General features: G+C 29.2%; 29 protein-coding genes and 1 tRNA gene. 23 read left to right on the plus strand and 7 right to left on the minus strand.

Annotated features, from left to right (window positions below; translation table 11 throughout):
* Positions 1-36: 36 nt before the first annotated feature.
* Positions 37-492 (minus strand): Holliday junction resolvase RuvX, encoded by a 456-nt coding sequence (ruvX, locus tag ACTTAY_RS02330; RefSeq protein ID WP_440672209.1) that lies wholly within the window; start codon positions 490-492, stop codon positions 37-39.
* A 50-nt stretch (positions 493-542) separates the two neighbouring features.
* Between ruvX and gatC the strand changes: the two genes are divergently transcribed.
* From gatC to ACTTAY_RS02365, 7 genes are read left to right on the plus strand one after another with little or no spacing between them, the layout of a single operon-like run.
* Positions 543-830 (plus strand): Asp-tRNA(Asn)/Glu-tRNA(Gln) amidotransferase subunit GatC, encoded by a 288-nt coding sequence (gene gatC / locus ACTTAY_RS02335; RefSeq protein WP_075506772.1) that lies wholly within the window; start codon positions 543-545, stop codon positions 828-830.
* Positions 830-2287, plus strand: coding sequence for an Asp-tRNA(Asn)/Glu-tRNA(Gln) amidotransferase subunit GatA (gene gatA / locus ACTTAY_RS02340; RefSeq protein WP_440672210.1), 1458 nt, complete (start codon positions 830-832; stop codon positions 2285-2287). The genes gatC and gatA overlap by 1 nt, the downstream gene beginning before the upstream one ends.
* Positions 2284-3747, plus strand: coding sequence for an Asp-tRNA(Asn)/Glu-tRNA(Gln) amidotransferase subunit GatB (gatB, locus tag ACTTAY_RS02345; protein ID WP_440672211.1), 1464 nt, complete (start codon positions 2284-2286; stop codon positions 3745-3747). The genes gatA and gatB overlap by 4 nt, the downstream gene beginning before the upstream one ends.
* A gap of 4 nt (positions 3748-3751) precedes the next feature.
* Entirely contained in the window at positions 3752-4402 is a 651-nt protein-coding gene (locus tag ACTTAY_RS02350) for an O-methyltransferase (protein ID WP_440672212.1), read from the plus strand.
* Positions 4402-5307, plus strand: coding sequence for an oxygen-dependent tRNA uridine(34) hydroxylase TrhO (gene trhO / locus ACTTAY_RS02355; protein WP_440672213.1), 906 nt, complete (start codon positions 4402-4404; stop codon positions 5305-5307). The genes ACTTAY_RS02350 and trhO overlap by 1 nt, the downstream gene beginning before the upstream one ends.
* A 20-nt stretch (positions 5308-5327) precedes the next feature.
* The gene (locus ACTTAY_RS02360) at positions 5328-6665 is read left to right on the plus strand and encodes an MATE family efflux transporter (protein WP_440672214.1); all 1338 of its coding nucleotides are present in this window, start codon (positions 5328-5330) and stop codon (positions 6663-6665) included.
* A complete protein-coding gene (locus ACTTAY_RS02365; RefSeq protein ID WP_440672215.1) occupies positions 6665-7192 on the plus strand; it encodes a thermonuclease family protein in 528 nt (175 codons plus the stop codon). Before ACTTAY_RS02360 ends, ACTTAY_RS02365 begins: the two co-directional genes overlap by 1 nt.
* Positions 7193-7195: 3 nt before the next feature.
* Here the strand turns inward: ACTTAY_RS02365 and ACTTAY_RS02370 are convergent, their stop codons facing one another.
* Genes ACTTAY_RS02370 through ACTTAY_RS02385 form a run of 4 tightly spaced genes read right to left on the minus strand, consistent with a single transcriptional unit; the run spans position 7196 to position 12291 of the window.
* The gene (locus tag ACTTAY_RS02370; protein ID WP_440672216.1) at positions 7196-7759 is read right to left on the minus strand and encodes a sarcosine oxidase subunit gamma; all 564 of its coding nucleotides are present in this window, start codon (positions 7757-7759) and stop codon (positions 7196-7198) included.
* Positions 7752-10757: a sarcosine oxidase subunit alpha family protein gene (locus tag ACTTAY_RS02375; protein ID WP_440672217.1), complete on the minus strand. Its 3006-nt coding sequence runs from the start codon at positions 10755-10757 to the stop codon at positions 7752-7754. Before ACTTAY_RS02375 ends, ACTTAY_RS02370 begins: the two co-directional genes overlap by 8 nt.
* A 5-nt stretch (positions 10758-10762) precedes the next feature.
* The gene (locus ACTTAY_RS02380; protein ID WP_440672218.1) at positions 10763-11038 is read right to left on the minus strand and encodes a sarcosine oxidase subunit delta; all 276 of its coding nucleotides are present in this window, start codon (positions 11036-11038) and stop codon (positions 10763-10765) included.
* A complete protein-coding gene (locus tag ACTTAY_RS02385; protein WP_440634575.1) occupies positions 11038-12291 on the minus strand; it encodes a sarcosine oxidase subunit beta family protein in 1254 nt (417 codons plus the stop codon). Before ACTTAY_RS02385 ends, ACTTAY_RS02380 begins: the two co-directional genes overlap by 1 nt.
* A 67-nt stretch (positions 12292-12358) precedes the next feature.
* Between ACTTAY_RS02385 and ACTTAY_RS02390 the strand changes: the two genes are divergently transcribed.
* Positions 12359-12450, plus strand: a tRNA-Ser gene (locus ACTTAY_RS02390).
* Here ACTTAY_RS02390 and ACTTAY_RS02395 read toward each other — a convergent pair.
* Entirely contained in the window at positions 12451-14637 is a 2187-nt protein-coding gene (locus ACTTAY_RS02395; protein WP_440672219.1) for a lytic transglycosylase domain-containing protein, read from the minus strand. It abuts the tRNA gene before it with no gap.
* A 43-nt stretch (positions 14638-14680) separates the two neighbouring features.
* Between ACTTAY_RS02395 and dapA the strand changes: the two genes are divergently transcribed.
* From dapA to recO, 10 genes are read left to right on the plus strand one after another with little or no spacing between them, the layout of a single operon-like run.
* Positions 14681-15556 (plus strand): 4-hydroxy-tetrahydrodipicolinate synthase, encoded by an 876-nt coding sequence (dapA, locus tag ACTTAY_RS02400; protein WP_075506760.1) that lies wholly within the window; start codon positions 14681-14683, stop codon positions 15554-15556.
* Positions 15556-16026 carry an SsrA-binding protein SmpB gene (gene smpB / locus ACTTAY_RS02405; protein ID WP_075506759.1) on the plus strand — a complete coding sequence of 157 codons (471 nt, stop codon included), beginning with the start codon at positions 15556-15558 and terminating at the stop codon, positions 16024-16026. The genes dapA and smpB overlap by 1 nt, the downstream gene beginning before the upstream one ends.
* Positions 15992-16510: a 2-amino-4-hydroxy-6-hydroxymethyldihydropteridine diphosphokinase gene (gene folK / locus ACTTAY_RS02410; RefSeq protein WP_440672220.1), complete on the plus strand. Its 519-nt coding sequence runs from the start codon at positions 15992-15994 to the stop codon at positions 16508-16510. The genes smpB and folK overlap by 35 nt, the downstream gene beginning before the upstream one ends.
* Before the next feature lie 20 nt (positions 16511-16530).
* On the plus strand, positions 16531-18276 hold the full coding sequence (locus ACTTAY_RS02415) for a RelA/SpoT family protein (protein WP_440672221.1): 1746 nt from the start codon (positions 16531-16533) through the stop codon (positions 18274-18276).
* Positions 18233-18820: an orotate phosphoribosyltransferase gene (gene pyrE / locus ACTTAY_RS02420; RefSeq protein ID WP_440672222.1), complete on the plus strand. Its 588-nt coding sequence runs from the start codon at positions 18233-18235 to the stop codon at positions 18818-18820. Before ACTTAY_RS02415 ends, pyrE begins: the two co-directional genes overlap by 44 nt.
* Positions 18817-19536, plus strand: a complete 720-nt coding sequence (locus ACTTAY_RS02425; protein ID WP_440672223.1) for a pyridoxine 5'-phosphate synthase — start codon at positions 18817-18819, stop codon at positions 19534-19536. The genes pyrE and ACTTAY_RS02425 overlap by 4 nt, the downstream gene beginning before the upstream one ends.
* Positions 19536-19919: a holo-ACP synthase gene (acpS, locus tag ACTTAY_RS02430; protein WP_440672224.1), complete on the plus strand. Its 384-nt coding sequence runs from the start codon at positions 19536-19538 to the stop codon at positions 19917-19919. Before ACTTAY_RS02425 ends, acpS begins: the two co-directional genes overlap by 1 nt.
* On the plus strand, positions 19919-20656 hold the full coding sequence (gene lepB / locus ACTTAY_RS02435; protein ID WP_440672225.1) for a signal peptidase I: 738 nt from the start codon (positions 19919-19921) through the stop codon (positions 20654-20656). The genes acpS and lepB overlap by 1 nt, the downstream gene beginning before the upstream one ends.
* A complete protein-coding gene (gene rnc, locus ACTTAY_RS02440) occupies positions 20656-21321 on the plus strand; it encodes a ribonuclease III (protein WP_440672226.1) in 666 nt (221 codons plus the stop codon). Before lepB ends, rnc begins: the two co-directional genes overlap by 1 nt.
* A 1-nt stretch (position 21322) precedes the next feature.
* On the plus strand, positions 21323-22003 hold the full coding sequence (recO, locus tag ACTTAY_RS02445) for a DNA repair protein RecO (protein WP_440672227.1): 681 nt from the start codon (positions 21323-21325) through the stop codon (positions 22001-22003).
* Here recO and hemB read toward each other — a convergent pair whose 3' ends face one another.
* Complete coding sequence (gene hemB, locus ACTTAY_RS02450) at positions 22004-22993, minus strand: porphobilinogen synthase (RefSeq protein WP_440672228.1); 990 nt, start codon at positions 22991-22993, stop codon at positions 22004-22006.
* A 73-nt stretch (positions 22994-23066) separates the two neighbouring features.
* On the opposite strand from hemB, the gene ACTTAY_RS02455 reads away from it, so the two are divergent.
* From ACTTAY_RS02455 to ribD, 5 genes are all read left to right on the plus strand, one after another.
* Positions 23067-23705 carry an aspartyl/asparaginyl beta-hydroxylase domain-containing protein gene (locus ACTTAY_RS02455; protein ID WP_440614331.1) on the plus strand — a complete coding sequence of 213 codons (639 nt, stop codon included), beginning with the start codon at positions 23067-23069 and terminating at the stop codon, positions 23703-23705.
* A gap of 1 nt (position 23706) precedes the next feature.
* On the plus strand, positions 23707-24132 hold the full coding sequence (gene rpiB, locus ACTTAY_RS02460; protein WP_075506748.1) for a ribose 5-phosphate isomerase B: 426 nt from the start codon (positions 23707-23709) through the stop codon (positions 24130-24132).
* 6 nt (positions 24133-24138) lie between these two features.
* Positions 24139-25446 carry a serine hydroxymethyltransferase gene (gene glyA, locus ACTTAY_RS02465; protein ID WP_075506747.1) on the plus strand — a complete coding sequence of 436 codons (1308 nt, stop codon included), beginning with the start codon at positions 24139-24141 and terminating at the stop codon, positions 25444-25446.
* A 3-nt stretch (positions 25447-25449) separates the two neighbouring features.
* On the plus strand, positions 25450-25908 hold the full coding sequence (gene nrdR / locus ACTTAY_RS02470; protein WP_075506746.1) for a transcriptional regulator NrdR: 459 nt from the start codon (positions 25450-25452) through the stop codon (positions 25906-25908).
* The coding region (gene ribD, locus ACTTAY_RS02475) for a bifunctional diaminohydroxyphosphoribosylaminopyrimidine deaminase/5-amino-6-(5-phosphoribosylamino)uracil reductase RibD (protein WP_440672229.1) at positions 25889-26664 on the plus strand (776 nt) is incomplete at its 3' end. The genes nrdR and ribD, both read left to right, overlap by 20 nt.

Consider the following 26664-nt stretch of genomic DNA (forward strand, 5'->3'; position numbering starts at 1 on the left):
TAACTCTATAACTATAAAGCCAATTAATGGCAAGGATTAATTATTTAGATAATCTATGGCTCCCTGAAGAATAAAAGCTGCTGCGTTCTGATCTATATTCTTTTCTCTCTTAGACACATTAACATTTAATTGGCTTGATAAATTAAAAGCCCCAACAGTTGATAGTCTTTCATCCCAAAGGCACACATCAACATCTATCTCTTTATCTATATTTTTAGACACATCATTGACTGACTGTGCTGAAGAGCCAGAAGATCCATCCATATTTAAAGGATAACCAATGATAATTGCCTTGATGTCATTCTCCTGAATAATGTTTTTTAACTCTTCAATTAATTCATTATTTTTGGATTTATGTATAGTTTTATAAGGGGTAGCGATTAATTGCTTTTCATCACAAATTGATACACCAATTCTTTTTGAGCCCAAATCTAAACCTATCAAACGACATTTTTCTGACTGTTTTTTTTTAAATTCTTCTATTGTGATCATGTTGTATATTTTAAACTATAGTGATAGTTTGCGTCATATTTAAATATCATATGAGCATCGATCTTAAAACCATAAAGCATATATCTAAATTATCAAGAATTTCAGTAGATGAGAAAAAAGCTGAAAAACTTGCTAGTGATTTGAATTCAATTTTTGATTTCATTGAAAAACTCAATGAACTTAAAACTGAAAATGTTGAACCACTTACATCAGTGGCTGAAACGACTTTAAAATTAAGACCTGATGAAGTTAAAAGTAAAAATTTAAGAGAACAAATAATAAAAAATTCTCCAAAAGATAATGAAGATTATTTTGTTGTACCAAAAGTTATAGAATAATGTCTGATATAACCAAGCAAACACTTTCTGAATTAGTTAATAATATTAAAGAAAAAAAACTTTCTTCTTCAGAAATTACCCAAGCTTTTGTTGATAGATCAGAAAAATCAAAAGAATTAAACACTTATATTACTGAAGATTTTAGTAATGCTTTAGAAAAAGCTAAAAAATTTGATGACAACCCAAAATTGGATTTAAAATTACCAGGAATACCAATGGCTGTAAAAGATTTATTTTGCACAGTTAATGTAAGAACAACAGCTGGTAGCAAAATATTAAACAATTTTGTACCTACTTATGAATCTACTGTTACTCAGAATATCTGGAATGAGGGAGCAATTCTTATTGGTAAATTAAATTGCGATGAATTTGCAATGGGATCATCAAATGAAACAAGTTTTTTTGGCAATGTTCAAAATCCGATTGATAAAAATTTAGTTCCAGGTGGTTCATCTGGCGGTTCATCTTCTGCTGTAGCAGCACAATTAACTCCAATTACAATTGGAACTGATACAGGTGGATCTATTAGACAGCCGGCGTCATTTACAGGGACAGTGGGTTTAAAACCAACTTATGGTAGTTGCTCAAGATACGGAATAGTTGCTTTTGCATCTTCTCTTGATCAAGCTGGTCCAATGGCTCAAAATGTTCAAGATTGTGCTTTGTTGCAAGAGGTAATTAGCTCATATGATCAAAAAGACTCAACTTCTATTGATTTTAAAAGAAACCAGTACAGCAAAGAATTAACAAAAGACATTAAAGGAAAAAAAATAGGTATACCAAAAGAATATAGAGTTGTTGGAATGCCAAAAGAAATTGATGATCTTTGGCAAAAAGGTATTGAGTATGCTAAAGATTGTGGTGCGGAAATAATTGATATTTCTCTTCCACACACAAATTATGCTTTACCAACTTACTATATAGTGGCACCAGCTGAAGCATCTTCTAATCTTGCAAGATATGATGGTGTTAAATATGGCTTTAGAGCTGATGGAGAAAACCTTATTGATATGTATGAAAAAACTAGATCAGAGGGATTTGGAGCTGAAGTTCAAAGAAGAATAATGATAGGCACATATGTTTTATCTTCAGGTTATTACGATGCATATTATTTGAAAGCTCAAAAAGTTAGAAAGCTAATTAAAAATGATTTTGATGAAGCGTACAAAAAAGTAGATGCAATATTAACTCCATCAACCCCAAGTTCTGCTTTTAAAATTGGTGAAAAAACAAATGACCCAGTTTCAATGTACTTAAACGATATTTTTACTGTTCCTGTAAATTTAGCAGGTTTACCAGGAATTTCTATTCCAGCTGGTCATGATAGCAAAGGCTACCCTTTAGGTTTACAAATTATTGGAAAAGCATTTGATGAACAAAATATCTTAAACATTGCTTATGCAATGGAAGAAAAAATTAATTTTAAAAATAAAATTACTGATTGGTGGATTAAGTGAGTAAAGAAAAGTCAGAATATTTAATTAATAGAAACGACAATCAATACGAAGTTGTCATTGGTTTAGAGGTTCATGCTCAAGTGCTTTCCCAATCAAAGTTATTTTCTACGTCAGCTACTAAATTTGGCGCTGAACCAAACACACAGGTAAGTTTAGTAGACGCTGCTTTTCCTGGAATGCTTCCAGTGATTAATGAATTTTGTGTTAAGCAAGCAATAAAAACTGGAATAGGATTAAAAGCTAAAATTAACAAAAGATCAGTATTCGATAGAAAAAATTACTTTTATGCTGATTTGCCACAAGGATACCAAATCTCTCAATTTAAGGACCCAATAGTTGGTGAAGGTAAAGTTATTTTGGATATGCCGGATGGTCAAAAAGAGATTGGTATCGAAAGATTACACTTAGAACAAGATGCAGGTAAAAGTATCCATGATTTAGATCCAAAAAACACCTTTGTTGATTTGAATAGGTCGGGAGTAGCTTTAATGGAAATCGTTAGCAAACCTGATTTAAGATCACCAGAGGAAGTTAATGCTTATATTAAGAAATTAAGATCAATAATGAGATATTTAGGAACTTGTGATGGTAATATGCAGGAAGGATCTTTGAGAGCAGATGTTAATGTTTCTGTAAGAAAAAAAGGAACAAAAGATTTTGGTACAAGATGTGAAATTAAAAACGTTAATTCTATTAAATTCATGCAAATGGCAATTGAATATGAAGCAAATAGACAAGTTGATTTAATTGAAGATGGACAAACTATTGATCAAGAAACAAGACTTTTTGATACTAAAAAAAATGAAACAAGATCCATGAGATCAAAAGAAGATGCTCATGATTATAGGTATTTTCCAGATCCTGATTTATTACCGCTAGAAGTTTCTGATGAATTCATAAATCAATTGCAATCAGAAATACCAGAGTTACCTGATGAAAAGAAAAAGAGATTTATAGATCAATTTAAATTAACTCCATATGAAGCAAATATCATGGTTTCAGATATAGAAACCTCAAATTATTTTGAAGATGTTGTTAAAAAATCTGACGTTAAATTAGCAACAAACTGGATCATAGGTGAATTATTTGCTGCACTTAATGAAAAAAATTTAGAAATAACTGATAGTCCAATTAGTGCTGGTAATTTATCAAAATTAATTAATTTAATTAAAGATGGAACAATTTCTGGAAAAATTGCAAAAACTGTTTTTGAACAAATGATGGAAGGCGACAAGGATCCTAAAAAAATTGTTGAAGAAAAAGGTTTAAAACAAGAAAGCGATCCAAAAGCTTTAGAGGCTTTAATTGATAAAGTAATTGATAGCAATAGAGATAAAGCTACTGAATATAAATCTGGTAAAGTTAAATTATTTGGCTTCTTTGTTGGACAAGTAATGAAAGTTTCAGGTGGAAAAGCTAACCCTCAGCTAGTAAATGAGATTTTAAAGAAAAAACTTTAGGTTCATGGGCTCAGACCTAAAAATTAGCAACAAAATTCAAGAGTACATTTTAAATAATGGACTAGATCTTCATCCAGTTCAAAAAGAGATTATTTCTTATAATGAGTCTCTGGGAGATATTAAAAGGATGCAAATATCTATCTCACAATCTCAATTTTTACACTTAATAATAAAAACATCTAATCTTAAAAAAATACTAGAGATCGGAACTTTTACTGGCTTAAGTACTTTGTCAATGTCTCTTGCTTTACCAGAAGATGGTAGAATTATTGCTTTAGACAAAAATCAAGAAACTAACGAAATTGCAATAAAATTTTTTGAAAAAGCAAAACAAAGTCATAAAATTCAAACAGTAATCAAACCTGCCTTAGAAAGTTTGAATGAAATAAAAGAAAATGATTTTGATTTAATTTTTATTGATGCTGATAAAAAAAATTATAAAGAATATTACGAAAAATCTTTAATTTTATTGAAGAAAAATGGCCTAATAATAATTGATAATGTTCTATGGTATGGTCAGGTTGTTGATGACGATAGCGATGATAAAATCACTTTAACCATTAAAGATTTTAATAATTATGTTTCTAAAGATAAACGAGTTGAAAAAATTATAGTCCCATTAGGTGATGGCATGACAGTTTGTAGAAAATTATAATGTTTGATGTTTTTGGATTTTATAAGTTTATTAAAATTTCTTATTTAAAGAAGAATCAAAAAATACTTCATAATCACTTATTAAATAAAAATATACGTGGAACAATTATTATTTCTAAAGAAGGTTTAAATGGAACAATTTCTGGAAAAAATAAAGATATTAAATTGATCAAAGATTATTTGCACAAATTATTTAAATTTGAAAAATTTGATAGCATTAATAATTCAAAAAGCTCTTTTCAGCCGTTTCATAAACCGAAAGTAAAAATTAAAAAAGAAGTGGTTCCAATGAATTTAAGTTTAAAAAAGAGAATTAAAAAAAAAGATAGTCATGTTAATCCTCAAAAATGGAACTCATTAATTAAAGACAAAAAAACAGTTTTAATTGATGCGAGAAAACCTTTTGAATATAAAGTTGGAACTTTTAAAGGTTCAATTAATCCAGATGTAGATAATTTTCGTGATTTTCCAAAATATCTTAAAAAATTAAAAAAAAATCAACCCATTGCTATGTTTTGTACTGGAGGTATTAGGTGTGAAAAAGCGTCAGTTTTTTTGGAAAATAAAGGCTACAATAATGTTTACCAATTAAAGGGTGGGATTTTAAACTATTTAAAAAAAATAGACCCAAAAAAAAGTTTATGGAAAGGTGAGTGCTTCGTATTTGATAACAGAATTAGTTTAAAGCATGGTTTAAAAATAGGTTCTTACTCAATGTGTAGTGGTTGCAGAAAACCTATTTCTCTAAAAGATAAAAAATCTAAAAAATATGAAGAAGGTGTTTCTTGTCCAAATTGTCACGATAATTTAACAAATGATCAAAAATCAAGATTTAGAATGAGACAAAAACAAATTAACCTTGCCAAAAAAACTGGAAAAAGTCATATCTTTCAAAAAGAATATTAAAATATTTTTAATTTAAAGAAATGAATTTATTAAAAGATGACGTCTCTCAACTTATAAAAAAACTTGCAATTCCAGCAAGTGTTGGGACATTATTTCAAACATTATACACTTTAGTTGATACTTTTTATGCTGGGAAAATTTCGCCTGAAGCTTTATCTGCATTAAGTAAATCCTTTCCAATCTACTTTCTAATTATTGCCACGTCTATTGGTGTAACTGTTGCTGGGACTTCATTAATTGGTAGTAGTATTGGGGAAAAAAATGAAAAAAATGTATTAGGTTATTTTACAAATATCATTCTTTATTCAGTAATAATTTCAATAATTGTATCAATAATTGGATTTAGTTTTTCTGAAAAATTATTTTTAACCATGAATTCATCAAGAGAGGTAATTACTCTTGGCCTTGAGTATACTAATGTAATATTTTATGGAACTATTCTCTTTATTCTGGTTGTTGCTTTAAATTCATTTCTTCATGCTGAGGGAGATACAGTTACATATAGAAATGCTCTTATATTATCTTTTTTTTTAAACATTTTATTAAATCCAATATTTATATTTGGATTTTTATTTATCCCAGCTTTTGGTGTTGCGGGCATAGGTTATGCAACTTTGATTGCCCAATTTCTTTCTCTAATAATCGTTTTAATTAAATTGTTAAAAAATAAACGTATTAAAGAAATCACTTTTCAAAATTTTAAGATCAAATTCTTCTACATTAAAAATATTTTTTTCCAATCAATGCCAATTACAATAGCTATTCTTGGTTACTCAATTGCTGCAACGATTGTATTTACTTATGTTGCATTTACAGGAGAATATGCCGTAGCTGGTTATGGAGCAGCAACAAGGATAGAGCAGGTTGTCTTACTGCCTGTATTGGGGATAAATACAGCAATAATATCAATTATTGCACAGAATATAGGTGCGAAATATTATGAAAGAGTAAAACAATCTTATTTTACATCAGTAAAATACAGCTTGATTATAATGTTAGCGTCTGGAGTTTTAGTATTTGTAACTGCAGATCTAATGCCAAAATTTTTCTCATCTAATGCGAAAGTTATTGATTATGGGTCAATGTATTTAAAAATTTCTGCATTTATCTTACCAGCGTACCCAATTTTTTTTCTATCAAATGGTTTTTTTATGGCTTTAAAAAAATCTGAGAAAGCAATGATTAACAATATATTAAGGAACGTTTTGGTTCCATTTTTATCTTATTATATAGCACGTTCTATTGATGCAGACTTTAAAACTTTTTTTTATATCTGGGCAATATTGCAATGGTTAATATCAATCTTACTATTCTTTTATGTTAAATATTATATTAACAATAAATTAACTACTGGTTAATGTTTTATACAAAAAAGAAATTGATAATTTTGATAATTATTTCATCTATATTTTTTATACTTACATACAACGATGTAAGATCTGAAAATATAAATAAAATATCAGGTTTTGCTAAAGTTGTTGATGGAGATACAATTAAAATCAATTCAAAAAAAATTAGATTATACGGTATTGATGCCCCTGAAAAAAAACAAAAATGTAAAAAAACTTATTTAACAATATCTTTTATGTCTTTTACTAAAGATTATATGTGTGGAGAAGTATCTACTCAAAAGTTAATTAAAAAAATTAATAAACAAAAATTAAATTGTAATATTTTAGATGTTGACAGGTATAAAAGGTTAATAGGAGAGTGTTTTAAAACAAATATAAATTTAAATTCTTGGATGGTTTCAAATGGTTATGCAGTAGCATATAGAAAGTATTCTAAAAAATATGTTTCTGATGAAATTAATGCCAAAAAAAACAAATTAGGTATTTGGCAAGGTAAATTTGAAATGCCATGGGATTATAGGCGTAAAAATTAGTATTTATAATCTTGAAGAACTGTCTTCCATCCATTCCCAAAGGTGTTTAGCAAATGATCTTCTGACAAATAAATTAACAAAATCTTTGTCTTTATTGTGAATAATAACATCTATGTGATTTAGCAAAGTTTGAGTTGTCGACCCTTTTTTTTCACGAAATAAGTTAAAATTAAAAGGACTTCCTGAAGAAAAAAGTTCATATATTTTATCACCTTTTATCTCTAATTGAACAAATTGGTCAGTTACATCGGTTACTGCTCCTAATGATGTTTTTGAAATATTGTTAAATAATATATCATTTAATTCGTATGTATTGGTTTCTTTGCTGGTAGTCTCATTTGATACAATCATCCATTCATCTGGACTTAACCATATCGCAGTAAGTTTATCACTAGATGAAGATGTATTCGCTTCAGTTGGCAAAATCATATTTAAAGTTTTTCCTACATTTGTAAAAAATTCTCTTGTTTTACCTCTTAAATTTAATTTCATTATTGGTGCAATTTCTTTTATGGACACACCGTTGTTGTTAATTTCACTATTTGTTACTTGATTATAACTAAGCATTTAATCTTTCATTAGTTTGATCAAAAAATACTGGATTTGAAACAGTTACATTAATTGTTTTATCTTCCATAGGGATAAATAGTTTTTTACCCATCATATCTTTCCCACCTCTGACAACAGCTAGGGCTATAGATTTATTTAAATTAGGACTAAAGTAACTTGATGTAACATGACCAAGCATTTCAACAGGTTTTTTATCTAGTTCAGAAACAATTTGTGCTCCTTCTTCTAATACAACCTCAGGGTCATCTGTTAATAATCCCACTAATTGTTTTCTGTCTTCTCTCATAGTATCTGATCTATAAAGAGATCTTTTGCCAATAAAATCATATTTCTTTTTACTAACAATCCAATCCATCTGTAAATCTATTGGTGTCATTGTTCCATCTGTATCTTGGCCAACAATAATAAAACCTTTTTCAGCTCTCAGTAAGTGCATCGTTTCTGTACCATAAGGAGTAATATTAAATTCTTTACCAGCCTCAATACATTTCTCCCATAGATCTTTTCCATAACTTGCTTGCACGTTAATTTCAAAACTTTGCTCACCAGTGAAACTTATTCTCATAATTCTGCAAACAATGCTTCCGATTTTTGCTTCTTTAAAAGACATGTGTGGAAAATTTTCATCAGACAAATCTAAATCAGGAATAATTTTTTTAAGAATTTTTTTACTATTTGGGCCACACAAACTTGCTGTAGCAAATTGATCTGTAACTGAAGTTAAATATACATCTAATTCTGGCCATTCAGTTTGAAGGTAATCCTCTAATTTTCCAAGAACATTTGCTGCACCACCAGTTGTTGTTGTCATTAGATAGTGATTTTCACCTAATCTTGTAGTAACACCATCGTCATATACCATACCATCTTCATTTAACATTAAACCATATCTACATTTGCCAATGCCAAGTTTTGACCATGCATTTGTATAAACTCTATTTAAAAACTCAGAGGCATCACTTCCTTGTATATCAATCTTACCAAGAGTGGACGCATCCAATATTCCTGAACTTTCTCTTGCAGCTTTGCTTTCTCTTTGAACTGCTTGGTGCATAGTTTCACCATCGATAGGGTAGTACCAAGCTCTTTTCCATTGACCAACATTTTCAAATTCTGCTTTTTGTTCAACATGCCAATCATTCATAGGTGTCCTTCTAAAAATATCAAAAAACTTACCAACATTACGTCCTACAATTGTTCCAAATGTTAAAGGAGTATAAGGAGGTCTAAAAGTAGTCGTTCCAAGTTCTCCCATCTTAACACCTGCTGTATCTGCTATTATTCCCAAAGCATGCATATTTCCTAATTTTCCCTGATCAGTTCCCATCCCAGTTGTTGTATATCTTTTGACATGTTCAATAGATCTGAAACCCTCTCTTAGTGCTAATTTTATATCCTTTGCAGTTGCATCATTTTGATAATCAACAAAAGGCTTAGTTTTGCCTAAAACTTTATCAGACGGTAATAGCCATATGTTTCTTTTTGAAATCTCTTGGTCGTTATTAACAGTAATATTTTCAAAATCTGTTTTATTTATATCTAAAAAATCTTTTAGTTTTTCATTTAAGTTTTTAAGTATTTCATCAAGTTTAAAATCACCACAACAGGATCCAACACTTATTTGATCTGAATTATTTTTATTTGGAATAAATATTTTTTTATCTTCATCAAAAGTAAGTTTGCTACCTGACTGAGTATATAGGTGAACAGCCGGAGTCCATCCACCAGCAACCCCTAAACAATCACATGAAATAGAAATTTTATTTCCAGTTACTGAAGTTCCATCATTTGATAGTTTCATTATTGAGATACTGTTTAATCTTTTATAACCAGAAGTATCAACAACTGTATGTTCCCAGTATATTTTTACACCTGCATCAATAACTCTTTTTTCTAAATTTGTTTCGGATTGCTTTCTAATATCAACTATTGCTTCAACTTTGATACCTTTATCGTTTAATGAAAGTGCACTTTCATATGCACTGTCATTATTTGTAAAAAATACAATCTTCCTTCCACAGGCAACGCCATAAAAATCACTATATTTTTTAATTGCAGAAGAAAGCATTATTCCAGGTCTATCATTATTATTAAATACCATCGGTCTTTCCAAAGCACCTGTTGCTAAAATTACCTTCTTTGCTCTTATTTTAAGTAACCTTTGTCTAATTTTATTTGTCTTATCTTTTTTTTCTAAATGATCTGTTAAGTTCTCTCTTGCTAGCAAATAATTATATTGATGGTACGCAGCAACACTTGTTCTAGTTTTTATTTCTAAATTTTTAATATTTTTAAGTTCTTCAATTTCTTTTTTTAACCATTCAGATGAAATTTTGTTATCAATTTTATTATTTTCATTGTTTTCATAAATAGTTGATCCTCCTAATTCATTTTTTTCATCTAAAAGTAAAGTTTTGTAGTTATTCTTTGCAGCATTTTTAGCTGCTAGAATTCCAGATATACCTGCGCCAACTACAAGAACATCACAATGAATATTTCTGTGATCGTAAATGTCAGGATCGTTTGATGTTGGTGATTTCCCCAGTCCAGCTGAGTGTCTTATAAAGTATTCATATTTTTCCCAGAAGCTTGCAGGCCACATAAATGTTTTGTAATAAAATCCTGCAGGAAGTAGTGGTGATAAAAAATTATTTATTCCACCAATATCAAAGTTTACACTTGGCCAGCAATTTTGACTTGATGCCTCCATTCCTTCATATATTTCAACTTCAGTTGCCCTAACATTTGGTTCTGTTCTACTAGTATTGGGATTAATTTGAACAATAGCATTGGGTTCCTCAGAACCTGATGTCATTATACCTCTTGGTCTATGGTATTTAAAACTCCTACCTACTAAATGAACATTATTTGCCAATAAAGCAGAAGCAAGTGTGTCTCCTTTAAATCCATAATAAGTTGTACCATTAAATTTAAATGAAACCCTTGTCGTTTCATCAATATATTCGCTAGATTTAACTCTTAAATTTTCTGACATTTATTTTATATCGAAGGGGGTTTTTCTCCCATCTTATAGACTGCTTTAATCTCATCATTCGAAGTGTCTCTAACCATATTAAACCATTTACGACAACCATGAGCATGGTTCCATCTTTCATATTGAACACCTTTAATATTTTTTCTCATAAATAAATATTCTGCCCATTCATCATCACTAAGTTCTGTCGGTTGTTTTGGTCTTTCAATATGAGCTTCGCCACCAGCTTTAAATTCTTGCTGATCTCTCTCACCACAATATGGACAATTAATAACAAACATTAGTGAGCAACTGCTGCAGCACCATGTTCATCAACAAGGTCTCCACTTACAAATCTATTTAAATTGAATGCTGCATTAAGTTTATGTGGCTCATCATTAGCAATTGTGTGTGCAAACAAATCTCCTGATCCAGGTGTAGCTTTAAAGCCTCCTGTACCCCAACCACAATTAAAGTAAAGTCCTTTGATAGAAGTTTTACTTAATATTGGACTTGCATCAGGACATATATCCACAATTCCTCCCCATTGTCTTAACATTCTCATACGACTAAAAATTGGATACAATTCTAAAATAGCATTTAAAGTACCTTCAACTATTTGATGACTTCCTTTTTGAGTATATGAGACATAATCATCTGTTCCAGCACCAATAACTAATTCACCTTTATCAGATTGACTTACATAAGCGTGTACAGCGTTTGACATAACGACTGTATCTATAATTGGTTTCACCGGTTCCGACACTAGTGCTTGAAGAGGTTTGCTTTCTAAAGGAAGTCTTATGCCAGCCATATTAGCGATCACACTTGAATGTCCAGCTGCCACAACTCCAATTTTTTTTGTTTTAATAAATCCTTTTGTTGTTTCTATGCCTTCAACACTATCACCATTTCTTTTTATACCTTTTACTTCACAATTTTGAATTATATCAACACCCATCTCATCAGCGCCTCTAGCATAACCCCAGGCAACAGCATCATGTCTTGCTGTACCAGCTCTTCTTTGTAATGTACCACCAAGTACCGGATATCTTATATCTTGAGATGTATTTATAATTGGACAAAACTTTTTAACTTCTTCTGTACTCAAATAAACGGCATCAATGCCATTTAGTCTATTTGCGTGTGTTCTTCTTTTTAAATCTCTTACATCTTGCAAATTGTGAGCAAGATTCATTACACCTCTTTGACTAAACATTACATTGTAGTTTAACTCTTGAGATAATCCTTCCCAAATTTTTAGCGCGTGATCATAAAGTCCAGCACTAGCGTCCCATAAATAATTCGATCTAATAATTGTTGTGTTACGACCAGTGTTTCCTCCACCAATCCATCCTTTTTCAACAACGGCAATATTTTTCATATTGTGTTTTTTTGCTAAATAGTATGCTGTCGCTAAACCATGACCACCTCCACCAACTATGACAGCATCATACTCTTTTTTTGGAGTAGGGTCTTTCCATGCTCTTTGCCAATTCTCATGGTATGAAAGAGCGTTCTTGATTAATGAAAATACTGAGTATTTATTTCCCATAATAATTGAATAATTACTTTATAAATATTGAATTTTCAATAAAATCACTTATTACACAATGTCATACGGAGAGATGGGTGAGAGGCTGAAACCAGTCGTTTGCTAAATGACCGTGCGAGGAAACTTGTACCGAGGGTTCGAATCCCTCTCTCTCCGCCACTAATATAAAGGCTGATCTTTAAAAAAATCTTTCATTACTATTGGATTTTGTTCAAGTACATATCTGTACACATTATAATTTTCTAATACACGCTGAACATAGTTCCTAGTTTCTCTAAATTTAATTAACTCAACCCAATCAACATAATTTATTTGTTTTTTTTGTGGATCCTTATTTAATTTTTTCCAATATTTAACTCTATTTGGACCAGCATTGTACGCAGCTATTGCAAATGGATAAGCACCATCATATTGCTGAATTAAACCAGCAATATAATGAGACCCTAAATTTATATTGTACTCTGGATCGGTTGTTAATCGAGATTTTGCATAAGGAAGCTTTGCTTGTTTAGCAACTAATTTTGCTGTGTAAGGCATTAATTGCATTAAACCTTTTGCACCAGCATGACTATTTGCTTTTAAATCAAATTCACTTTCTTGTCTTATAATTGATAAAATTAATGCACTTTCAGGAATCTTTCTTCCATTAATGTATTTAGGTGTACTTATTAATGGATAATTGTATTTGTTATGAAATCTTTTTTGATAAGAGGCAATTTTTGATACTTGTATTGCAAAATCATATCTACTGATACTTGTAGCAAGTTCAGCAGCTAAAAGTTCACTGCCTTCAGAAACGTTATCATTAGCAAGATGTCTTAAGATAAATTTTGTATACTTGTCTTTATCTAATTCATGCAAAAGATGTGTAATTTTTACTAACTCTTTATTAAAAAAAATTTTTCTATATTCATCTTTAACCAACATTGTTTTATCAAGTTCAAATTTTCCATTAGGATTAATTTTTAAAAATGCTAGTTGTCCGTAATATGTAGTTAAATATTTTGTAGCCTCTTTATACCATTTTTCCGATTGATCTTTATCTTTTAGTTTTTCATATGATCTACCTAACCAGTATGCGCCCCTAGAAACACTTATTGGATAATTAACATTGTCAAAAAAGTTTTTAAAATGATCTTTAGCAAGAAGTGGATCATTTAAAAAACTTAGTGCTATCCAACCACTCATCCATTCTGCCTCTGCAAATTCAGACCCTTCAGACATTCCGTGATTGCTACTAATTTTATAAGCTAGTTCATATTGTTTTTTATAAATTAACTTTCGAGATATAATTTCTCTTTCTTTCCACCATTTGTCAGGTCTAACTAAATAATCTTTATCATTTCTTATCTTGAGTAAAATTTCAGTAGAAGACTCCAATCGTCCTTTTTTTCTCCTCCACTTTAAACGATCATAGTTTAATCCAGCATCATTTTTAAATTTATTTGGAACATTTTTGATTGCTTGATCTACTCCATATCCTTTGGTCATCAAAATATGTCTTGCATTATAGAGCAATTCATAGTCTTTAGGTAAATATCTGATTAATCTTTTTAAATCCCAATGATCACTATTCCATGCTAGATGATCAGCTCTTTTAATATAGTCATTTGCATCAAGATATTTTTTGTATTTTTTCCTGAAAAACCTTAACTCACTTTTTGACAAATCTGCGGAAATCCATCCATTTTTAATCAGAGCAATACCTTTTGCTTTATCTCCTGATAAAATATGACTTTCACCTAAAATCATCTTACCATATCCACTTAAAGGTTCATTTTTTGAAAACCAATTGATTATTTTTCTTGGAGAAACTCTTTCTGTCGAAAGTTTATGCTCAGCCAAATATCTCAATCTATCTATTCTTGGATAATCTGAATTTTCCTCGATAAAGACTTGGTAATCAAAAAATGACTCTTGATTACCTGTTGTTAATAAATGTCTCCACTTTATAAAATTATATATAGATCTATCTTTAGCTTTTTTTGAGATATTAATTGCAGATTTCCACTGACCTTTTTGCATTTCGCCAATAGCTTTTTTTGCAATCCCAAAATCTTTTTTATTATAAAATTTAGAAATTTTTACTGTTCCTGAATTTATTAACCCTCTTATAACTGGCTTTTTTTTAGGTAAAAGAAAACTAAGTTTAGTCTCTTTTTTAGTAACCTTTTTCTCAACTTTAACTTTTGACGGTTTTTTTAGAGGTTTGATTGTATTTAATATTATTTTTTTGTTTAATTCTTCAGAGGATAGCGATGGTTTTTTTAAAGGTACAATCTGTGCCCAACTGAAATTAAAGCTAATCAAGGAAGTTATTATTAAAAATAATAATTTTTTAATCATAATCTTTTGGTATATGAATCTTTAAACTATGTTATAAGTATTTATGTTCAAAGGATCAAATGTTGCTTTAATTACGCCGTTTAAAAACAATCTCTTAGATGAGGAGGCGTATATTAAATTAATACATTTTCATATTGAAAATGGAACTAGTGGGCTTGTACCTGCTGGTACAACAGGAGAATCCCCAACATTAAGTCATGATGAACATCAAAAAGTAATTGATCTCTGCATAAAGGAAAGTAATGGAAAAATTCCAGTTATAGCTGGAACAGGTTCAAATTCTACTGAGGAAGCTATTTCTTTAACTTCACACGCTGAAAAGGCAGGTGCAAATGGTGCTCTAATCGTAACACCTTATTATAATAAACCTACTCAAGAAGGTTTGTACCAGCATTATAAAGCTATAAATGACAAATGCGGGATACCAATAATAATTTACAATATACCAGGTAGATCAGTTATTGATATGAATGTTGATACAATGGCAAGACTGTTCGAGTTAAAAAATATAGTTGGTGTAAAAGATGCCACTGGAGATTTGGATAGGGTTGATCAACAGTTATCAAAAATGGGTAAAGAATTTGTTCAATTGACTGGTAATGATGACAATGCGCTAGAATTTAATAAAAGAGGTGGAGTAGGTGCAATAAGTGTAACAGCAAACATAGCACCAAAACTTTGTTCAGATTTTCAAAAATTTTCTAAATCTGAAAATGATATTGGTGAAGCTGAAAAATTAGATAAAATTTTACAGCCAATTCATCATTCAATGTTTGTTGAAAGCAATCCTAGTCCAGTAAAATATGCTGCTAAATTATTAAATCTATGCGAAGATGATGTTAGATTACCTCTGGTAAAAGTTACCGAACAAACTAAGGAAATTGTTAAAAAGTCTCTTCAGTCAGCAAAGTTGATTTAATGAACAAAAAAACCAATTCTGGTTTAAAAATAATTTGTTTAAATAGGAAAGCTAGTTTTAATTATTTTTTTGAGGATATTTTAGAAGCAGGAATTGTTCTTAAAGGTTCTGAAATTAAATCAGTAAGAGATGGAAAAGTTAATATAGCAGACTCTTATGCAGTTGAAAAAAATGGAGAAATAATTTTAATTAATTCTCATATTTCACCTTACAAACAAGCAAGTTATTCCAATCATAACCCAACCGATGAAAGAAAGTTGCTACTAAATAAAAGAGAAATAAACAAATTGATTGGAAAAATGCAAAGAGATGGCTTTACTATTGTTCCAACAAAAATGTATTTTAAAAAAGGAAAGGCCAAAATTGAATTAGCAGTTGCTAAAGGAAAGAAGCAATACGATAAAAGAGCAACAAAAAAGAGCAGAGACTGGAACCGTGAAAAGGCAAGATATATCAGAAAATCAAGCTAAAATTGTTTACTTAGGTATTGGCTCTAATTTGGGTGATAGAAAAAAAAATATAGAAATTGCAAAATCTCATTTAAGCGAAAATAATTTGGATTTTTTATCTATCTCAAGTTTTTATGAAACACCTTCTTGGCCGGACCCCAAAAAACCTAAATTTTTAAATGTAGTTATCAAGGCAAAGTTTTGTTTTGATCCAGAAAGTCTCCTTAAAATATGTAAGAAAATTGAAATTTTATTAGGAAGAAAAAAAGGTAAAAAAAATGACCCACGTATTTGTGATATTGACATTATTGATTTTAATAAAAAGGTTTTAAAAGTAAAAAACAAATTAACTTTGCCTCATAAACTTATGCATAAAAGAAATTTTGTACTTATCCCTTTTTTTGAAATTCAAAAAAAATGGCATCATCCAATTATTAAAAAAGATCTTAAAAGCTTGATTTCTTCACTCTCTGAAGCAGACATTAGGTCTATTAAACAAATTTAAATTAATGTTATAATAGGGTTATGCTAAATTCTAATGAACTAATTAATAAAGTTAAAAATTATAATAAATTTTTAAATCCTGAAAAATTAGATAAAGCTTATAATTTTGCTGTAAAGGCACATAAGAGTCAAAAGAGAGCTTCCGGTGATCCTTATTCTGTACATCCAATTGAGGTTGCGAATATTTTGACAGAGTTAAAATTAGATAGTGCTACAATTGCCACTGGCTTGTTGCATGACACTATTGAAGATACTTTTGCAACTTATGAAACAATAAAAGCTGAATTTGGTGATGAGGTTGCCGATCTAGTAGATGGTGTTACTAAAATATCTGTTTTTGAAAATACAGCTGGATCAAATTCCAAAGTAGAAAACTTTCGAAAATTAATTTTAGCAACATCAAAAGATATAAGAGTTTTGTTAGTAAAAATTGCAGACAGATTGCATAATATGAGAACAATTAAAGCAATTACGAAAGAGGAAAAAAGACAAAGGATTGCTCAAGAAACGATGGAAATTTATGCGCCATTGGCAGACAGAATGGGTATGCACAGAATACGTGATGAACTTGAAGATTTATCGTTTGAAATTTTAAATTACGATGCAAGAAAATTAATAAAAAAAAGACTTGATGAAATAAAATTAGATAGAAAAGATATTTTTGAAGAACAATCATATGAACTCAGTGAAATATTGAATGATCACGAAATTAATGCTGAAATTTATGGAAGAGAAAAAACTCCATTTTCAATATGGAGAAAAGTTCAAAAAAAAAGAGTTTCATTAGAGCAGATAACAGACATCATTGGCTTTAGAATTATATTAGATACTATTGATGACTGTTATAAAACTCTTGGTATATTTCATAAGAAATGGAACTGTATTCCTGGTAAATTTAAAGATTACATCTCTTCGCCTAAAATAAATGGATATAAGTCAATTCATACTTCGGTTATTGGTTCAAATAAAAAGCCTATAGAGATTCAAATTAGAACAAAAGAAATGCATGACTTTGCACAAAGAGGTGTTGCATCGCATTGGCAATATAAATCTTCTGAAAAATTTAATTCATTAAGTTGGAAAGAGTATGATTGGTTAAAAGATTTAGTGGAGATTATTGAAAAAAATGAAAATCCTGAGGACTCTTATGAATATACAAAGCTTCAAATGTTTCAGGAAAATGTCTTTTGCTTCACACCAAAAGGATCTGTAATTAAATTACCAAAAGATGCAACAGCAATTGATTTTGCTTATGCTGTTCACACTAAAATTGGTAATTCCGCAATTGGATGTGAAGTAAATGGAAATAACAGTGAATTACAATCAATATTAAGAAATGGTGATAGGGTTAATATTCTTACATCTAAAAATAGCTCACCATCATTACATTGGATACCTACTACTAAAACAGGTAAAGCAAGAGCTGCTATTAGAAGATATTGGCATGACAAAGGTGAACAAAAAGAGGAAAAAACAAAAAAATATAACACTACACTATGGATTTCATTACCTGACAAACCCGGTCAACTTGGTGATATAAGTTCTTTAATTGGAAGTCATAAACTTAACATTTCTAATTTAGAGATGGCAGGTAAAAATCCAAACTACATTAATTTTAAATTTAGATTAATAATTAGAAATCTTAAGAATTTTACAAATTTTATTGCAGAGCTAAAGCAAAAAGGTATAAAATTTAAGATAATTAGACACGAAGAAAAAAGAAATGCTTTCACTCAAAAAATCCTTAAATATTTTAAAAAAGACTGATGCGTTATTAGAAGGACATTTTGTTTTATCCTCAGGATTACACTCTCCAAAGTACATTCAATGCGCTAAACTTTTAAGCTTTCCTAATTTAGCTGACAAAATTTGTAAATCATTAGCAAATAAAATTAAAAAAAATTTTAAAAAAATAGATTTAATACTTGCTCCTGCAATGGGTGGCGTGATCATAGGTTATGAAATTGGTAAAATTTTAAAAAAAGAAACAATTTTTTGTGAAAGGGTGAATGGAAAATTCACTCTCAGAAGAGGCTTTAGTATAAAGAAGGGAACGAGAGTTTTAATTATAGAAGATGTGATTACGACAGGTAAATCTAGTTTGGAATGCGTAAAACTTATAAAAAAATCAAATGCAAAACTTGTTGGATTTGCCTCTATAATTGATAGATCAACAAAAAAATCTCTGAAAATTAAAAATAAAATTGTTTCTCATTTAAAAATAGACGTGCCTAGCTATAACCTTAAAAATATACCTAAATCTCTAAAATCAATTCCCATTACTACTCCAGGAAGTAGATTTATTAAGTGAAAAGACTAGGCGTAAATATAGATCACATTGCAACACTGCGTAATGCACGTGGTGAAAAACATCCCAATCCTGTTTTTGCAGCAAAAGAAGTTATAAAGTTGGGTGCAGACTCAGTAACTATTCATTTAAGAGAAGATAGAAGGCACATAAATGATTTAGATACTAAAGAGATTTGTGCTTTGAATAAAGTGTTAGTGAATCTCGAAGTCTCAATGAATAGTGAAATAATTAAAAAAGCTTTAAAATATAAACCAAATTACATTTGTATTGTTCCAGAAAATAGAAAAGAAATAACTACAGAAGGTGGTTTAAATCTAAAAGACAATTATAAAAAGTTAAAAGAAATAATTTTTAAATTTAAAAAGTCAAATATTAGAACCAGTTTATTTATCAACCCCAATTTAAATGATATTAAACTTTCAAGAAAATTAAATGTTGATTGTGTTGAAATTCATACTGGAAAACTAGCTAATTATGTTAAGTCGCATAAAAATTTTTCAAGCGAATTAAATAGAATTAAAAAAAGCTCAAAACTTGCATCTAAATTAGATATAGAAGTACATGCAGGTCATGGATTAGATTACAAAACTACTAAAATTTTAACAAAAATTAAAGAAATAGAGGAATTTAACATAGGACATTTTATTATTGGAGAGGCGATATTTTATGGTCTACCCAAAGTAATTAAAGATTTTAAAAAAATTATTAAAAATTAATGAAAATTTTAGGTATTGGAATTGATATAATTGAAAATAAAAGAATTAAAGAAGCTATAAAAAGTAAATCTTTTATTAATCGAGTTTATAGTGTTAGGGAACAAAGACAATCAAACTTAACAAAGAATAAAGTGGCTTTTTTTTCAAAAAGATTTGCAGCAAAAGAGGCATTTTCAAAAGCTTTGGGTAGCGGATTTAGAATGAAATTGAACTTTAAGGATATAGAAGTAGTTAACGATAAAATGGGTAAACCAAATTATGTTACAAACAAAAAAATCACCAAAATGATCCAAAATAAATTTAAAATTAAAAAATATAATTGTTTTCTATCCATTTCTGATGAAAAAAAATATTCAACAGCATTTGCTATTATTCAATCATAATGAAACTAGATAAAAACTTTTTTTCAGAAAATATAAAAACTTTATTTTATGCTTTGATAATTGCAGTAATAATTAGATCACTTTTCGTGCAACCTTTTTATATACCTTCTTCTTCGATGGAACCCACATTACTTGTAGGTGACAGATTATTTGTTACGAAATATTCATATGGGTATAGTAAACATTCTTTCCCTTTTAGTCCGCCAATACTTAGTAAAAGAATAATGTTTAAAAGTCCTGAAAGAGGGGATGTAATTGTATTTAAAACACCAGCTGACAATAGAACAGATTATATAAAACGTTTAATTGGGCTCCCAGGAGATAAAATCCAGTTTATTGATGCCAATTTATATTTAAATAGTAGCGAAATACTTAAATCTAAAATCCCACTTAAAACTAAAATTTATTGTGGTGACACAACAATAGATGTCTTAAAGTTTGAGGAAAAATTACCTAACGGTAAAAAATTTCATACAGTTTATTTAAAAAATTATACCTATCAAAATTCAGATGTTTTTACAGTTCCAGATGATCATTATTTCTTTTTGGGTGATAATAGAGATTGTTCTAAGGATAGCAGATTTCTTTCAAGTGTTGGTTATGTTCATAAAGATAACCTGGTTGGTAAGGCTCAATTTATTTTTTTTTCATCTGATAAAAAAATAGGAAGTTTTATTGAATTTTGGAAATGGCATAAATCTATAAGATTTAAAAGAACCTTTAATGTTATTAATTAATGAAAATAAAGCATCAAGAACTAGAAAAAAAAATAAATATAGTTTTTAAAAACAAAAATTTATTAGACCAATCTCTTACTCATAAAAGTTTTAATTCCTCTAAAAATAATGAGAAAATTGAATTTTTAGGTGATCGTGTATTAGGGCTGGTCATGGCTAAAAAATTATTAGAAATTTATCCCAACGAAAAAGAGGGAATACTTGATAAGAAATTTGCCTCACTTGTTAATAAAAAATCTTGTCTTGAAATTGCAAAATCGATTAATTTAGAAAAATATATAAAAACTTTTAATCCAAGAAATAAAAAAATAAAAATTGAAGATAAAATTATTGCAGATAGTTGTGAAGCTTTAATAGGAGCTATTTATCTCGATAAAGGTTTTAATATTGTAGAAAAATTTATTTTAAAGCAGTGGGAAGCAAAAATTAACGATAGCGTTATTACTGAAATTGATGCCAAAACCAAGTTACAAGAACAAACATTAAAAAAATTTAAAAGTCTTCCTAAATATAAATTAATCTCAAATACTGGTCCAAGACACAAACCTGTATTTAAAGTAGGAGTAAAATTACCAAATACAAAATATTTTATTGGCATTGGTAATTCCAAAAAAAATGCCGAGCAAAGTGCTGCTACGGAGTGTCTAAATAGTTTTAATAAATAATATGAATTGGTCTGATGAAGGCTTTTTGTTAAGTAAAAATAGATATAACGAAAACTCCTTGATTGTAGAAATTTTCACCAAAGAAAAAGGTAAAGTATCAGGTATTATATTTGGTGGAACATCAAAAAAAATTAAAAATTATCTTCAAATAGGAAATAAATTGCATGTTAATTATAATTCAAAAAATGAAAATAGAATTGGCTATTTTAAAATTGAAATTTTAAATGCTTACAGTCCTTTGTATTTTGATGACAGACAAAAATTATCATGCTTAACTTCTGCAATGAATTTGATTAAAATTTTAACAGCAGACGCACAATCAAATGAAAAAGTTTTTTTCATAATTCAAAATTTCTTTTTAATTTTACAAGATAAAAATTGGTTAAAAAAATATATTTTTTGGGAATTAGAATTACTCAAAATATTAGGTTATGATTTAGAATTAGAAAATTTAGTGGAGAAAGATACCGAAAATAATGAAACTGTTTACTTTGTTTCATCTTCAAATGAAAAAAAATATGTTCCAAACTTTCTTATTGAAAAAGATAAAGAAGTTGAAGATATTAAAATTTTGTTAAAAGGTTTGAAATTAGTTAATGATTATCTTGACAAAACAATTTTAAAACCAAACAATATTAATTTTCCAAATAATAGATTGTTGTTTCTTAATACTTTAAGGTGATTATTTTATTATTTTATCAATTCGATCAGCGTAATAACTCACAATCGCATTTGCACCAGCTCTTTTGAAAGCCACTAAGCTTTCATACACTGCATCTTTATTTACAAGGTTTTTATTAATAGCATTTTCTATTAAACTGTATTCTCCAGATACTTGATAAGCAAAAACTGGGATTTTGAATTTTTCTTTAATTGATTTAATTATATCTAAATATGGCATTCCTGGTTTAACCATAACCATATCAGCTCCTTCTTTTATATCTAAAGCAACTTCTCTTAATGCTTCATCAGAATTTCTAAAATCCATTTGATATGTTTTTTTATCTCCTTTTAATGAACCTTTTGATCCCACAGCATCTCTAAAGGGACCATAAAAACTTGATGCGTATTTTGCTGCATAAGATAAAATCTGAACCTCTTGGAAATTGTTTTGATCGATTGCTTTTCTAATTTTACCAATCCTTCCATCCATCATATCTGATGGAGCTAAGACATCGCAACCCATTTCAGCTTGAAGTAAAGATTGGTTTATTAAAACTTGAATTGTTTCATCATTTAAAATTTTATCAGATTTTATTAATCCGTCATGTCCATGGGAAGTATAAGGGTCTAATGCAACATCACACATAATTCCAATTTGATTTTTGTATTTTTTTTTAATCATTCTTGATGCTCTACAAACAAGATTATTTTCATTGAGTGCTTCTGATCCAAGTTCATTTTTCAATGATTTTTTTGTATTTGGGAAAAGAGCAACCATTGGAATTCCTTTACTTATCGCTCTGTCGATGATTTGACTGATTCTATCCACTGAATACCTGTAGACGCCAGGCATCGATTTTATATGTTGTTTTTTATTTATTCCATCAATAAGAAAAATTGGAAGAATAAAATCATTAGGACTTAGGGTATTTTCCTGTATTAGTTTTCTAGTCCAAGAAGATTTTCTGTTTCTTCTTAATCTTAGGCTTGGATATTTTCCTACAATCATGTTTAAATTTACTTTATTAATGCGACAAATGTATTATACAAATAACTCTTAAATTAAGTACAAAACCATTTTTATGAGCATTGATAACACAAAAGTTGTAAACCTAAACCTAAAAAAAGAAGAAAGAGTTTTAGATTTTAGCGATTTTCAAAAACAAAACTTGAAATTTGATATAAACAAACTTCAAGAGGCCTATAACCAAATTATTAAGACAAAAAAATTCGAAGATGCTGGAATAACACACTTTGGAGCAATTTCATTAACTCAAATTCCTGGTGATCCTGACTCAATCAAAGGCAATAAAGCTAGAGGTGTTTACTGGACTAAACCTGATAAAACTGGACAAGAGGTTTCTAGAGATGTTGAAATTGATGAAGCAGCTTATTCTGAATTTATAAAAGATTATGAGAACACTTATTTTAAAGAAGTTTATGATGTTTTATCAAGCAAATACAAATTGGGTAGAGTAAGAATTTTGCTAAAAGAACCAAGATCAACTTTAAGTTGGCATAGAGATCCAGAACCAAGATTGCACATTCCAATTGTAACTAATCCTGGATGCTTGATGGTTATAGATAATGTTGCAAAACATATGCCAGCAGATGGTTCTGTGTGGGTGACTAATAACACAAAATATCATAATGCATTTAATGGTGGTGAAGAAAATAGAGTCCACCTTGTTGCTTGTGTTCTAGATTATAAATTCAATTAATTTGAAAAAGATATTTATCTCATCAGACCACGCTGGTTTTAAACTTAAAGAAGCAATTAAAATTTATTTAGAAAAGAAAAAAATTAATTTCCAAGATTTTGGTCCCTCAAATGAGAATAGCGTTGATTACCCAGATTACGCACATAAAGTTGCAAGAAAAGTAAATTCATCAAAAAAAAATATTGGTATTTTGGTATGTGGATCAGGAACTGGAATGAATATTGCGGCAAATAAACATAAAAATGTTAGAGCCGCTCAATGCTTTAATGAAAAATCGACTAAATTATCTAGATTGCATAATGATGCAAATATCATTACATTGGGTTCTAGATTACTAACTAAAAAAAATGCATTAAAATTTATTAGCATTTTTTTAAATACAAAGTTCGAAGGTGGGAGACACTTAAAAAGAGTAAAAAAAATATAATTGATTATGTCTAGTGAAAAAAGTTATTTAAACGATAGTTATAAGAGTTTCTTTGAAGATGGTTTGTCTAGCAAGGACCCTGAATTATATAAAGCTATAAAAGACGAACTCTTAAGACAACAACAACATATAGAATTAATTGCATCAGAAAATATAGTTTCACAAGCAGTTCTTGAAGCTCAAGGATCAGTTTTAACTAATAAGTATGCCGAAGGATATCCTGGAAAAAGATACTATAATGGTTGCGAACATGTAGATGTTGCAGAAAGTCTTGCAATTGAGAGATTAAAAAAATTATTTAATTGTAAATATGCAAATGCACAACCGCACTCTGGAGCACAAGCAAATGGAGCTGTATTTTTAGCTTTATTAAATCCTGGAGATACATTTATGGGAATGAGTTTAAATTCAGGTGGACACATAACACACGGATTGAAAATATCTATGTCAGGTAAATGGTTTAACGCTATAGGTTATGACGTTGATAAAGAGTCTGAGCTTATTGATTATGATAATGTTGAAAGACTTGCTTTAGAACACAAGCCTAAATTAATAATAGCAGGCGGCAGTGCTTATTCTCGAGTAATAGATTTTAAAAGATTTAGAGAAATAGCTGATAAAGTAGGAGCTTATTTAATGGTTGATATGGCACATTTCTCAGGACTTGTGGCTGGTAAAGGTTATCCAAATCCATGTGATTATGCTCATGTTGTAACCTCAACCACACATAAAGTATTTAGAAGCGCAAGAGGTGGAATAATTTTGTCTAATGACGAAGAGCTTGGTAAAAAGTTTAACACAGCTGTTTTCCCCGGTTATCAAGGTGGACCTTTGATGCACATTATTGCTGCTAAAGCTGCTGGTTTTCTAGAGGCTCTTCAACCAGATTTTCAAGATTATATAAAATCTGTTTTAGCTAATGCAAAAATCCTAGCTGAAACTTTAAAAAACAATGGGTTTAAAATTTATTCAGATGGAACTGATACCCATTTAATGCTTGTTGACTTAAGACCTTTTAATGTTAAAGGAAATCTTGCAGCGGAAAGTCTATCAAGAGCTAACATAACATGTAATAAAAATGGAATACCTTTTGATACAGAGAAGCCAATGATTACATCGGGAATTAGATTGGGTACTCAAGCTGCTACTACTCGTGGATTTGGATTAAATGAATTTAAAACTGTAGGTGAATTGATAACAAAAACTATTAAAGGTTTATCTGAAAATCCTGATGATAACAGTAAAGTTGAAAACGAAGTAAGAAATGAAGTTATTAATCTAACCTCGTCATTTCCAATATATAAAAATTTATAAATAATGATTTGTCCTTGTGAAAAAAAAGGTGATACATCAGTTGTAGACTCTAGACCAACTGAAGATGGAACTGCAATCAGAAGAAGACGATTATGTATATGCGGTGAAAGATTTACTACCTTTGAAAGAATTCAATTTAGAGAATTAATGGTTGTTAAAAAAAATGGAAGAAAATCTTCTTTTGATAGAGATAAATTATCTAAATCAATCTATATAGCATTAAAAAAGAGACCAATTGATACTGAAACTGCAGAAAAATTTATAAGTAAAATTTCAAGATCATTAGAAGAACTTGGACAAACAGAAATATCAACTAGTACAATTGGAACAATGGTTATGGAAGGATTAAAAGAGCTTGATCCTGTAGCATATGTGCGTTTTGCTTCCGTTTATAGAAATTTTAGAGAAGAAAAAGACTTTGTGCAATTCGTGGACAGATTAGATGTCTACAAAAAAAGATAATTTTACCAGTAAAGATAAACAATTCATGCAAATTGCCCTCAATTTGGCAATTGCACGTGAAGGTTTAACTGGAACAAATCCATCTGTTGGATGTGTAATCGTTAAAGATAATAAAATTATATCTATAGGACAGACTTCATACAATGGAAGACCTCATGCTGAACGAAATGCAATTAAAGATTCTATAGAAAATGTTGCTGGCTCAAAGATGTATGTCACATTAGAACCGTGTTGTCATAAAGGTAAAACACCACCTTGTACAAATTTAATAATTAAATCAAAAATATCAGAAGTTATTTATTCAATTTCTGATATTGATGAACGTGTTAGTGGCAAATCTTTTAAAGTTTTAAAATCAAGTAAAATAAAAGTTGGAAAAAACCTTTTAAAAAAAGATATCAGTCGGTTTTACTATCCTTATTTCTTTAACAGAAAAAATAAATTACCTTTTGTTACAGGTAAAATTGCAGTTTCAAAGAACAATTTAATTTATAGTAAAGAAAAGCAAAAAATTACTAATATTTATTCTGATAAATTTTCGCATTTTTTAAGATACAAAAATGATACGATACTAATTTCATACAAAACCTTAAATAAGGATAATCCAAAACTTAATTGTAGACTTAAAAGTAAAAATAATTTTTCACCTATAAGAGTTATTTTAGATAATAAGCTAAATTCTAATCCAAACTCTTACTTAATAAAATCTGCAACTAAAATAAAAACAATTATTTTTTATAATGAAGCACCAAAATC

The organism is Candidatus Pelagibacter sp. HIMB1715 (genome assembly GCF_052047595.1).
Taxonomy (GTDB): domain Bacteria; phylum Pseudomonadota; class Alphaproteobacteria; order Pelagibacterales; family Pelagibacteraceae; genus Pelagibacter.